This is a genomic window from Flavobacterium sp. 21.1, assembly GCF_057801535.1.
Window position 1 is genome coordinate 572,036 of the sequence record NZ_JBYNXA010000004.1, and the last position, 11,998, is coordinate 584,033.

At 39.4% G+C, this 11,998-nt stretch carries 8 protein-coding genes; 4 read left to right on the top strand and 4 right to left on the bottom strand.

Going from position 1 to position 11,998, the window contains the following annotated elements; translation table 11 throughout:
- Positions 1 to 55: 55 nt before the first annotated feature.
- Positions 56 to 991 carry a malate dehydrogenase gene (gene mdh / locus AC3E9U_RS11990; RefSeq protein ID WP_488747141.1) on the top strand — a complete coding sequence of 312 codons (936 nt, stop codon included), beginning with the start codon at positions 56 to 58 and terminating at the stop codon, positions 989 to 991.
- A gap of 137 nt (positions 992 to 1,128) precedes the next feature.
- Positions 1,129 to 4,101 (top strand): protein translocase subunit SecDF, encoded by a 2,973-nt coding sequence (secDF, locus tag AC3E9U_RS11995; protein ID WP_488747142.1) that lies wholly within the window; start codon positions 1,129 to 1,131, stop codon positions 4,099 to 4,101.
- A gap of 445 nt (positions 4,102 to 4,546) precedes the next feature.
- Here secDF and lgt read toward each other — a convergent pair whose 3' ends face one another.
- From lgt to folE, 4 genes are all read right to left on the bottom strand, one after another.
- Positions 4,547 to 5,473: a prolipoprotein diacylglyceryl transferase gene (gene lgt / locus AC3E9U_RS12000; RefSeq protein ID WP_488747143.1), complete on the bottom strand. Its 927-nt coding sequence runs from the start codon at positions 5,471 to 5,473 to the stop codon at positions 4,547 to 4,549.
- 117 nt (positions 5,474 to 5,590) lie between these two features.
- On the bottom strand, positions 5,591 to 5,815 hold the full coding sequence (yidD, locus tag AC3E9U_RS12005) for a membrane protein insertion efficiency factor YidD (protein ID WP_488747144.1): 225 nt from the start codon (positions 5,813 to 5,815) through the stop codon (positions 5,591 to 5,593).
- A gap of 68 nt (positions 5,816 to 5,883) precedes the next feature.
- Entirely contained in the window at positions 5,884 to 7,365 is a 1,482-nt protein-coding gene (cysS, locus tag AC3E9U_RS12010; RefSeq protein ID WP_488747145.1) for a cysteine--tRNA ligase, read from the bottom strand.
- A gap of 30 nt (positions 7,366 to 7,395) precedes the next feature.
- Entirely contained in the window at positions 7,396 to 8,067 is a 672-nt protein-coding gene (gene folE / locus AC3E9U_RS12015; protein ID WP_488747146.1) for a GTP cyclohydrolase I FolE, read from the bottom strand.
- A gap of 338 nt (positions 8,068 to 8,405) precedes the next feature.
- Between folE and AC3E9U_RS12020 the strand changes: the two genes are divergently transcribed.
- Entirely contained in the window at positions 8,406 to 8,792 is a 387-nt protein-coding gene (locus AC3E9U_RS12020; protein WP_488747147.1) for a hypothetical protein, read from the top strand.
- A 56-nt stretch (positions 8,793 to 8,848) separates the two neighbouring features.
- On the top strand, positions 8,849 to 11,998 hold a 3,150-nt coding region (locus tag AC3E9U_RS12025; protein WP_488747148.1), incomplete at its 3' end, for a beta strand repeat-containing protein.

The following is an 11,998-nucleotide window of genomic DNA, read 5'->3' on the forward strand; positions in this document are numbered from 1 at the left end:
TTAATATATTTAGCATCTATTATAAATTAAACAACCCAAAAAACATATTAAAATTATGAAAGTAACAATAGTCGGTGCCGGAAATGTAGGTGCCACTTGTGCAGATGTGATTTCTTACAGAGGAATAGCCAGTGAAGTAGTTTTGTTAGATATCAAAGAAGGTTTTGCTGAAGGTAAAGCAATGGATATCTCTCAATGCGCACCAACAACCGGTTTTAATACACGTGTTTCAGGAAGCACTAATGATTATTCTAAAACTGCAGGAAGTGATGTGGTGGTAATTACTTCAGGTATTCCCAGAAAACCTGGAATGACACGTGAAGAACTTATCGGTATTAATGCCGGGATCGTGAAAGGTGTAGCGGATAATGTGCTGAAATTTTCTCCAAATGCTATCATTGTTGTGGTTTCAAATCCTATGGATACAATGACATATCTTACCTTGAAAGCAACAGGATTACCAAAAAACAGAATTATCGGAATGGGAGGTGCTTTAGACAGTTCCAGATTTAAATATTATTTATCAAAAGCGTTGAACAAACCAGCTAATGATATTGACGGAATGGTTATTGGTGGTCATGGAGATACAACGATGATTCCTTTAACGCGTTTAGCTTCTTATTGCGGAGTTCCGATTTCTACATTCATGTCTCAGGAAGAAATGGATAAAGTAGCTGCTGATACGATGGTTGGAGGAGCGACATTAACAGGTTTGTTAGGGACTTCGGCATGGTATGCGCCGGGAGCTTCCGTTGCTTATCTGGTTGACAGTATCTTAAACGATCAGCGAAAAATGATTCCTTGTTCTGTTTTCCTTGAAGGAGAGTACGGTCAGGAAGATATTTGTATGGGTGTTCCTTGTATTATTGGTAAAAACGGAATAGAATCCATCATCGACATTAAACTGAACGATGCAGAAAAAGCATTATTTGCCAAAAGTGCCGATGCAGTTCGCGCTATGAATGCGGATTTGAAATCGGTTTTGGCTTAATATTTTGAAAGAAAAAAATGAAGACTGCTTACGGCAGTCTTTTTTTTTGGATATAATTAAGAAATAAATTGGTTAATATTTTCGTAAAGTATATATTTGCTCGTTTTTGAAAAAAGAATAATTAATTTTTAGTAGTAATGCAGAATAAAGGACTCATTAAATTTTTTGCAATTTTATTTGCATTGGTAAGTATTTACCAGCTTTCCTTCACCGTTGTTACCAATAATATTGAGAGTAAAGCAAAGGCATTTGCGAATGGCGATTCTAAGAGAGAGTTGTTTTACTTAGACTCTATTGGTAAAGAAAAAGTGTTTTTAGGTCATACTTTCAATGATGTAAGAGCAAAACAAATCAATAAAGGTCTTGACCTTGAGGGTGGAATCAACGTAATCCTTCAGATTTCGGTTAAAGACGTATTGAAAGGATTGGCAAACAATTCAAAAAATCCGGTGTTTAACAAGGCGCTTGCAGAAGCAACAAAAAACAGAGAAGGAAATCAGGATTATCTTGACGCTTTCTTTATTGCTTTTGAGCAGGTTTCAAACGGAACAACAAAATTATCATCACCTGAAATTTTCGCTAACAGAAATTTAAGTGATATTAATTTTACAATGTCAGATGCGCAGGTTAAAACCATCATCAGAAAAAAAGTATCTGAGTCTGTAGAAAGTGCATTCCGAGTATTGAGAGAACGTATCGACAAATTTGGTGTAACTCAGCCTAACATTCAGAAATTAGGAGAGTCAGGAAGAATCTTGGTAGAACTTCCGGGTGCTAAAGATATCGACCGTATCCAAAAGTTATTACAGAGTACAGCTCAGTTAGAGTTCTGGGAAACTTATAAAACAGATGAGATCTCTAATTTCTTAATGGCTGCAAACGAAGCTTTAAAGAAAACTGAGAAAAATGTTGCTGTTGTAGATACAACTGCTAAGAAAGGTACTGATGTTGAATCTTTGCTTAAAAACAAAGCTGCAGATTCACTTGGAGCTAAAAAAGGTGAGAACCCATTATTGGATTTAGTTAAAGGCGGCGGACAACAAGGAAGCCCGGTTTTAGCTTATTTCAATCCAAAAGATACTGCAAAAGTTAACAGCTATTTAAAAAGAGCTGACATCCGTGCTTTATTACCGGCAGAACAACGTTTCGCACGTTTCGCTTGGGGTAAAGTAAATACTAAAACTCCGGATGTAGTTGAATTATATGCTCTTAAAACTAACAGAGATGGTGTACCGCCTCTAAGTGGTGGAGTAATTACAGATGCTTCTGAGTCTTTTGACCAAATGGGAAGACCGTCTGTAACTATGCAGATGAACGCTTCTGGAGCAAAAGCTTGGGAAGAGTTAACAGGAAAAGCATTTACACAACAAAGCAATATTGCAATTGTATTGGATAATATCGTTTATTCTGCTCCTGGAGTTTCTTCAGGTCCGATTGCAGGAGGACGTTCTGAGATTTCAGGTGTATTTGATGTAACTGAGACAAAAGACTTAGCAAACATCTTAAGAGCAGGTAAATTACCGGCTTCTGCTGAGATCGTTCAGTCTGAGGTTGTTGGTCCGTCATTAGGTCAGCAAGCTATCGATAACGGTATCACATCTTCAATCGTAGGATTGTTGTTAGTATGTTTATGGATGGTTGTTTACTATGGTAAAGCAGGTTGGTATGCTAACGTTGCATTATTAGTAAACTTATTATTCTTATTTGGTATCCTAGCTAGTTTAGGTGCTGTCTTGACATTGCCTGGTATTGCGGGTATCGTGTTAACAATGGGTACTGCAGTAGATGCGAACATCATTATCTACGAAAGAGCAAAAGAAGAATTACGTTCTGGAAAATCATTAGGTGAGTCGGTAATCGAATCATACAGCTGGCATGGTGCTATGCGTTCAATCATCGATGCGAACGTTACTCACATCTTAACAGGTTTGATCCTTTTCATCTTCGGTACAGGACCTATCAAAGGTTTTGCGACTACGTTGTTGATTGGTATCTTTACATCATTGTTCACGGCGATCTTCATTGCAAGAATGTTTATCGATAAAGATATCGCTGCCGGAAGAAAATTAAACTTTACAACATCATTATCTAAAAACTGGTTCACTAACTTCCATTTTGACTTCATCGGAGCAAAAAAATGGTCATACATGATTTCTACAACAGTAGTAATCATAAGCTGTGTGTCATTCTATATTAACGGATTAGACCAGGGTGTTGATTTCGTAGGAGGTAGAACGTTCCAGGTGAAATTTGAAAAACCGGTGAACCCAACTGAAGTTTCTGAGAAACTTGGAAAAGAATTTGGAGTGAACGTAGAGGTAAAAGAATTTGGTAATTCTAGCCAAATGAGAATTATCACTAAGTATAAAGTTCAGGAAGAAGGTGTTGGCGTTGATAAAGAAGTAAACGAGAAGTTATACAATGGCTTAAAACCATATTATTCAAACAACATCTCTTACGATCAGTTCATCAATACTGCTGAAGGTAAAACATTAGGAGTTGTTCAGGCGACAAAAGTAAGTGCTTCTGTTTCTGATGATATCAAAACAAACTCTTACTGGGCAGTATTAGGAGCAATGTTAGTTGTTGCATTATACTTAGTAGTATCTTTCCGTAAATACCAATATTCATTAGGAGCTCTTGCAGCAGTTGCTCACGACGTTATCTTCGTATTGGGATTATATTCATTGTTATATAAATTCATGCCATTCCACATGGAAATGGATCAGCATTTCATCGCGGCAATCCTTACAGTTATCGGATACTCGATGAATGATACGGTAATCGTATTTGACCGTATCCGTGAGTTTATCTTAGGTAACAGAAAAGGTGATTTCAACCAGATCGTAAACGATTCGATTAATACAACATTGTCAAGAACGATCAATACTTCGTTAACGATGATCATCGTATTAGGTATCATGTTTGTATTCGGAGGGGAGTCTATCCGTGGATTTATTTTCGCAATGTTGGTTGGTATCGTAGTGGGAACTTACTCTTCATTATTTATCGCGACTCCGGTATTAGTTGATACTATGCCGAAAGCTGATAAAAAAGAAGTTGAAAGACTTCACGCTGAAGCAAATGCAGATGTTAAAGTAGAAGCATAATCTAGTGCTGACACATTATAAAAAGCCTCACACCATGTGGGGCTTTTTTTATAACCTGATTTGACTATATTAGGGTCTTTGAGCGATTTAAGATGTTGGGGCGGGGTGAAGTTATCCCTGTAAGAAACGTGTTTCTTTCGCGTCTTTTGGTTTATAGGGGAACATAAGCTTTCGGATCCTAAATACGTTTTAAAACCCTTTAAAGACTGATAAAATAGGTCCTGAGTTCTAATTAATTACGTCTGATATCAAAAGATGAATTCCTAACCTCAATTAATACGTAGGGTAACGTATTTTATTACGTTTAAAGCTATTTTAAAGGCTTCTTATAGCCTGGTATAATAGTTGAGAACGACAACCTCCGCCTGGTGGAAATGGATTGCTTTTTTTTAAAACAAAAAAAATCCCGAAGTTGTCTTTGGGATTTTTTTGTTATGATTAGGGTTTAATTCTGATGTTGTTGCTTTGCTCTGTAGATCAAATAGAAGCCAACGATGATAAAAGGTATACTCAACCATTGTCCGGTCGAGAAAATGCCTAGAGCGTTCTCAAAACCGCCTTGACTCTCTTTTACAAACTCGACAACGAAACGAACTGTCCACAGTAGTACTAGAAAGATTCCGAAAATGTAACCCAGTTTCTCTCTCGCGTTTGTTTTCCAGTACAAATAAAATAAGATGGCAAATACGAAAATATAACCAAACGCTTCATATAACTGCGCCGGGTGTTTTGCTACTACATGATTCAGTAATTCAGCAAACTGAGGGTTGGTTTCAATAGCTTTGTACGCGTCGTTCGCATTTTGAAGACCTGTAGCCTGCATCGCTTCTCTTGGGGTGTATTGATCTCTGATAAAACGTATTCCTAGGGAAAAATCAGTTTTGTTACCCACAATTTCCGAATTGAAAAAATTCCCTAAACGGACAAAGATACCACCACATGAAACGGGGATCACAATACGGTCAAGAACCCATAAAAGAGGTCTGTGTATGATTTTTTTGCTGTAAAAATACATGGTTACAATGATAGCAATTGCAGCTCCATGGCTGGCAAGGCCTGCAAAACCGGTGAATTCAAACTCAGGCTGAAAACGGAACGGTAAAAGTATTTCTGCCGGATGGTCCTTGAAGTAGTCCCAGTCGTAGAAGAATACATGTCCTAAACGTGCTCCTATTAACGTTGCAAATACAGTGTAAATGAATAAGGAATCCAGTTTTTCCAATGATTCACCTTCTCTTTGATAAATATGTTTCATTAGGTACCAGCCCAGTCCAAAAGCAATGATGAACATTAAACTGTAATAACGGATCATGAAAAAACCTAAATCAATTCCTTCGGAAGGGTTCCAAATCATATGTAATGCGTGTGTCATATTGAGCATATATTCTTAAGTGGGGTAAATATAATTATAATTGATAAAAAGCTAAGGTTAATTTAATCCTAAAATTCTCATTTCTACTCCCGAAAGCTATCGGGACTGCCTTCTGATTTACGGAACGGGGTCATAGCCACTGCCACCCCAGGGATTACAACTGCTAATGCGTTTTATGGCCAACCATCCGCCTTTGAAAAGTCCATGTTTCTTTAAGGCTTCGACCGTATACTGCGAACAGGTTGGTGTATAGCGACATACGCCCGGTGTGTAGGGTGAAATGGCCACCTGGTAAAAGCGAACCAGCAGCACAAAAGGAAAGATGATTACTTTTTTTAACATTGGTTTTTAATAAAAATGATGAAGCGATAAACTTCATCATTTTTTGTTTTTCTTATTTTGATCGGGAATTATAAACTGAAAGTTGTTCCCTCTTTTCCGTCTTTTAACTGAATGCCCAATTCAAGCAGCTTGTCTCTTATTTCATCGGATAAGCCCCAGTTTTTATTGGCTCTGGCTTCATTTCGCATTCCAATCAGCATATTGATTACACCTTCCAGTTTGTCGTTATTGCCGTTGATTTCATTTTCATTCTGAAGTCCTAACACATCAAAAACAAAGGCGTTAACCGCTTTTCTGAATGTTTCCAGATCCGCTGTGTTCAGGCTTTCTTTTCCGTCTTTCATCAGATTGATATAACGAACCGCTTCAAACAACTGCGCTATCAGGATCGGACTGTTGAAATCGTCATTCATGGCGTCATAACAAGCGGTTTTCCAGGCGGCGATATCCAAACTTGAAGTGGCTCCTGCCTGAAGATCTTTCAAATTGTCAACAGCTTCCATTAATCTGCTGAAACCTTTTTCGGAAGCCAGCATTCCTTCATTGGAAATATCTAGAACACTTCGGTAATGCGCCTGTAAAAAACAAAAACGTACTACGCTTGGTGAGAACGCCTTTTCGAAAAAAGTGTTTTCACCATTGAACAATTCCATCGGAAGGATATAATTTCCTGTCGATTTACTCATGCGCTGCCCATTCATGGTCAACATATTGGCATGCATCCAATAATTTACAGGAGTAGTACCGTTGCAGGCTTTTCCCTGTGCGATTTCACATTCGTGGTGAGGGAATTTTAAATCCATTCCGCCACCATGGATATCGAAGCGCTGTCCAAGGTATTTAGTGCTCATGGCTGTACATTCCAAATGCCATCCCGGAAATCCGTCGCCCCAAGGGGAAGACCAACGCATGATGTGAGCAGGGGAGGCCTGTTTCCAAAGCGCGAAATCAGCAGGATTCTTTTTTTCATCCTGACCATCCAGATCCCTTGTGTTGGCAAGGAGTTCGTCTATGTTTCGGTTGCTTAATTCGCCGTAATTTAAACCTCTTTTATTGTATTCCAATACGTCAAAATATACGGAACCATTGCTTATATAAGCAAAACCGGTTTCAATCAACTTTTGGGTAATTTCGATTTGTTCCAGAATATGGCCCGTTGCCGTAGGTTCAATATTGGGAGGCAGCAGGTTTAGTAATTCCAAAACCTTGTGAAAGTCTACCGTATATTTTTGTACTACTTCCATCGGCTCCAATTTTTCAAGTCGGGATTGTTTTACAAAACGGTCGTTTTCTACATTGCCGTCATCCGTTAAATGGCCGGCATCGGTAATATTTCGGATATAACGCACCTTGTATTGCAGATGTTTGATGTATCTGTAAATCATATCAAAAGACATAAAAGTTCTACAATTTCCCAAGTGAACATTGCTGTATACGGTAGGTCCGCAAACATACATTCCTACATGACCTTCATGAATAGGTTTGAAAAGTTCTTTTTCGCCGGAAAGGGAATTGTAAATCTTTAGCGCCTGATTTTGATATAAGTGCATATAAATAAGCTATTGAATAGTTTTAGTTGATTAGAACGTTGTGTCTAATTTGATATAATCAAGGAATTCACGACGTACTTTATCTTCTTTGAATTTTCCTCCGAATTCAGCCGTAACAGTGCTGCTTTCGATATCACGGATCCCGCGTGAGTTTACGCAAAGGTGTTTGGCATCGATTACACAAGCTACATCGTCCGTGTTTAAAACTTTTTGCAGTTCCTGAACAATCTGGATAGTCAGACGCTCCTGTACCTGAGGCCTTTTAGCGAAATAATCCACAATGCGGTTCATTTTCGAAAGTCCTACAACGGTTCCGTTGGAGATGTAAGCAACGTGTGCACGGCCTACGATAGGTAATAAGTGGTGTTCGCAGGTAGAATAGATAGTGATGTTTTTTTCCACTAACATCTCACCGTACTTGTACTTGTTTTCAAAGGTTGAAGAACTTGGCTTTTTGTGTGGGTGAAGTCCCCCGAAAATTTCTTTTACAAACATTTTGGCCACACGGTTCGGAGTTCCTTTCAGGCTGTCATCCGTAAGATCCAGACCCAGAGTGATCAATATATTATGAACATCCTTTTTTATAAGGGCTATTTTCTCTTCGTCAGTTTTATCGAAAGCGTCAGAACGTAGAGGAGTTTGGGCGCTTGTGCCGATATGTTCTTCTCCTAATTGATCGTTCAAATCGTCGTTGTGAATCATTATAGATAAATTGAATTAAAAAGTTACCACGCAAAGATAATTAATTAATATGAAATGCTTGTTATCGATAAAATGTTTAATAAAGGCGATGAAAAAGACTACGTTTTTTAATAAAAACCGAATTGTTTTATTGTGAAAAAATTTGTTGCAAATAATTGATATTACTTGTCGATTTTATTGGTTTTTAATCGATTACATGAGAAGTTATTAATTTTTTCCGTAAAATTTTAGAAATTTTGTATTTAACAAATAATTAATAGTAATTAATTCATATATGCTATTGATGACGTGTTTTTAAAATTCCAAAACATAATAATTTATAACCCAAATCGTCTGCTATGGAAAAATTATTACTTGTAATTCTACTTTTTTTCGCGTTAACAATTTCAGTACAGTCAAACAATGATAAAAATCAAAGTAATAAGTATTCTTATGAACAGATAGAATTATTTATTCGAGAATTTTTTCAGGGCAAAACTAATGAACTTGTGCACAAATCTTCTGGTGCAAGACTGGAAATGATAACCGATTTTTTACAAAACAGGGTAAATTCTGTTTTTGTTCATGAGTGCAGAGATAAAAAAAATAGCTCTGTATCTTATTTTTCTCTCTCCAATAAAGACAAGTCGAAGCCTGAAATAGATTTAAAAATTTCTGTTCCAGCTTTTAATCTTCTAAAGAATAATCTCCTTGGTTTCTTTAATATAAATCGTTTTACAGGTTAGGGAAACAGATTCTCTTTTAAAAACTTCCCCTTTTAATAATGAAAAACTAGCTGAGTATGAAAAAAACACTACTTCTTTTAATCCTGATTTCCTCATCGATTTTTTCTCAAAATTATAGTACACCAAACGGGACATTTGCAACATGCTCCGATACATTTGGAAATGGAGGAAATATGGTCATGATCACCAATTTCGATGACGCTTCCGGGTATATAACCATCACTCAAACAAATTCAGGGTCAGACGCTGGCTCTGCTGATCGTTCGGTAACTTGTCCTGTAGTAACAGGCACTAATCCTACTTGTGGAGGCTCTAATGGTTCAGTAATAATAGACGGCTTGAACCCGAACACTTCTTATGCGGTTAATTATGAAGATGATGGTACACCGGTTTCGGTTGTCCTCAACAGTAATGCCGCCGGTCAGATTATTATTTCTGGTTTAAATGCGGGAAACTATACTAATATAATTACTGATTTTCCCGGATGTTCGGGAGCATTTTCAAATGTAGTTTTATCAGGAGGGGTACCAGCTTCACTAACTAGTGTTAATGCTACATCACCAATTTGTTCCGGTAGTAATGCTGTATTCAATTTAAATGGTACACCCAATGCTACTGTGACCTATAATATTAATGGCGGTTCTTCGCAGACTGTAGCTTTAAATGGTGGCGGAACCGCTAGTGTTACTGTTCCTTCGGTCGCTGCCAATGCTACTTTTAATGCTACTTCAATTGCATCTCCTAGTGCTCCGGTGACAGAGAATGGTTTGTCGGCATCTGGAGGGAATAATGCTGTTGATGCATCGGGAGCGATTTCGGTATTGGGAGCTACTGCCTCGGTGGCTAATAGTGCCTTTGTTGATAATGCCAATCCTGTTTTAACAATAACACTTCAGCATACGGTTCCTGCCGGAACTTCAATTACCATTAGCATTGCCAGGGATACCAATTCAAGTAGTGCTACTATCAGTGACGGAACGGCAAGTACTACGTTTAGTGCCGCACCTAATGACATTTTACAACAAATAACATTTGTAACCGGGGTTACGACAAATACAATTACGATCACAAAAACTGGTGGGCTAGTGTGGATTGATGGAGTTCAGTATACGTATTATCCTCCCGGATGTACAACTGCAATTGCTGTTTCGAGTACGGTAGTTGTAAATACTCAACCAAATGCAGGAGCTGACGGAAGCACGATAGTTTGTGAATCAAATGCAACTCCAATCGATTTGTTTGGTTTACTTACTGGAGCGCAGGCAGGTGGTACATGGACCAGATTAACAGGAACAGGTGGAACATTCAACGCTGCAGCAGGAACCTTTGTGCCTGTGGTAGGGGCAACAGCCAGTACCTTTCAATACAGTTTAACAGGGACAGCTCCATGTACTAACGATGAAAGTTTTGTAACTATAGATATTCGGCCTCAGGCATATGCTGGTTTGGATGGTACGTACAATTTATGTTCTTCAACACATAATGCGATACATCTGGATGATGTGATTACAGGAGAGCAAAGTGGAGGGAATTGGGCACAAACATCAGGTTTGGGTGGTACTTTTAATCCGATGTCTGCAATATTTACACCTTCCGTTGGTACTGTGTCAGCTACATTCACCTATACAGTTCCAGGGGTTTTTCCTTGTCCTGATGATGTTAGTACTGTAACAGTTGTCATTGTCAACGAGCCAAATGCCGGAACCGACGGAGCTATAACCATTTGTGATTCCAATACAGCATCGATTGATTTATTCGGTTTGATTACCGGAGAGCTAGCGGGCGGAACCTGGACCAGGCTAACGGGAACAGGCGGAACGTTCAATGCAGCAGCGGGTACATTCGTAGCGGCACCAGGCGCAACAACAAGTACTTTCCAATACAGTTTAGCAGCGGTCGGTCCATGTGTTGCAGATGAGAGTGTGGCGAGTATAACTATCCTTCCACAAAAAATTGCAGGAATCGACGGAGCTATGACGATTTGTAATACCAGTACAGCATCGATTGACTTATTCGGTTTAATTACCGGAGAACAGTTGGGCGGAACCTGGACCAGATTAACAGGGACAGGCGGAACATTCAATGCGTTAGCAGGAACCTTTTTACCGGCACCAGGCGCAACAACCAGTACATTTCAATACTTTTTAACAGGAACTGCTCCATGTGTTAACGATGTGAGTGTGGCGACGATTACTATCAATGCACAACCAAATGCCGGAACCGATGGGGCTACAACGATTTGTGATTCCAATACAGCGTCGATTAATTTATTCGGTTTAATCACAGGAGAGCAAACGGGCGGAACCTGGACCAGATTAACAGGAACAGGCGGAACGTTCAATGCGGCAGCAGGTACATTCGTAGCGGCAGCCGGCGCAACAACCAGTACGTTCCAATACAGTTTAACCGGAACTGCTCCATGTATTGACGATGTGAGTGTGGCTACAATCTATATCAATCCGCAACATATTGCAGGAGCCGACGGAGTTACAACGATTTGTGATTCCAGTACAGCATCGATTGACTTGTTCGGTTTAATCTCCGGAGAGCAACCGGGCGGAATCTGGACCAGATTAACAGGGATAGGCGGAACATTCAATGCAACAGCTGGAACCTTTGTACCGGCACCGGGCGCAACAAGCAGTACATTCCAATACTTTTTACCAGGAACTGCTCCATGTGTTAACGATGTTAGTGTGGCGACTGTCAATATCAATGCACAGCCAAATGCAGGAACAGATGGAGCAATAACAATTTGTGATTCCAGTGCAACATCAATTAACTTATTTAGTTTGATCACCGGAGAGCAAACAGGCGGAACCTGGACCAGGTTAACAGGGACAGGCGGAGCATTCAACGCAGCAGCCGGAACCTTTGTACCGGCACCAGGCGCAACAAGCAGTACATTCCAATACAGTTTAACTGCAGCTGTCCCATGTGTTAACGATGTGAGTGTGGCGACAATCAATATCAATGCACAGCCATATGCAGGGACCGACGGAGCCACAACAATTTGTGATTCCAACACGTCAACGATTGACTTATTCGGTTTAATCACCGGAGAGCAACCAGGAGGAACCTGGACCAGATTAACAGGAACAGGCGGAACATTTAATGCGGCAGCAGGTACATTCGTAGCGGCAACGGGCGCGACAACCAGTACATTCCAATACAGTTTAACCGGAACCGCTCCATGTGTTGACGAT

Coding starts and splice junctions, on each gene's coding strand:
- folE (WP_488747146.1), bottom strand. CDS start 8,067: ATGATTCACAACGACGATTTGAACGATCAATTAGGAGAAGAACATATC.
- secDF (WP_488747142.1), top strand. CDS start 1,129: ATGCAGAATAAAGGACTCATTAAATTTTTTGCAATTTTATTTGCATTG.
- cysS (WP_488747145.1), bottom strand. CDS start 7,365: ATGCACTTATATCAAAATCAGGCGCTAAAGATTTACAATTCCCTTTCC.
- mdh (WP_488747141.1), top strand. CDS start 56: ATGAAAGTAACAATAGTCGGTGCCGGAAATGTAGGTGCCACTTGTGCA.
- yidD (WP_488747144.1), bottom strand. CDS start 5,815: ATGTTAAAAAAAGTAATCATCTTTCCTTTTGTGCTGCTGGTTCGCTTT.
- lgt (WP_488747143.1), bottom strand. CDS start 5,473: ATGACACACGCATTACATATGATTTGGAACCCTTCCGAAGGAATTGAT.
- AC3E9U_RS12020 (WP_488747147.1), top strand. CDS start 8,406: ATGGAAAAATTATTACTTGTAATTCTACTTTTTTTCGCGTTAACAATT.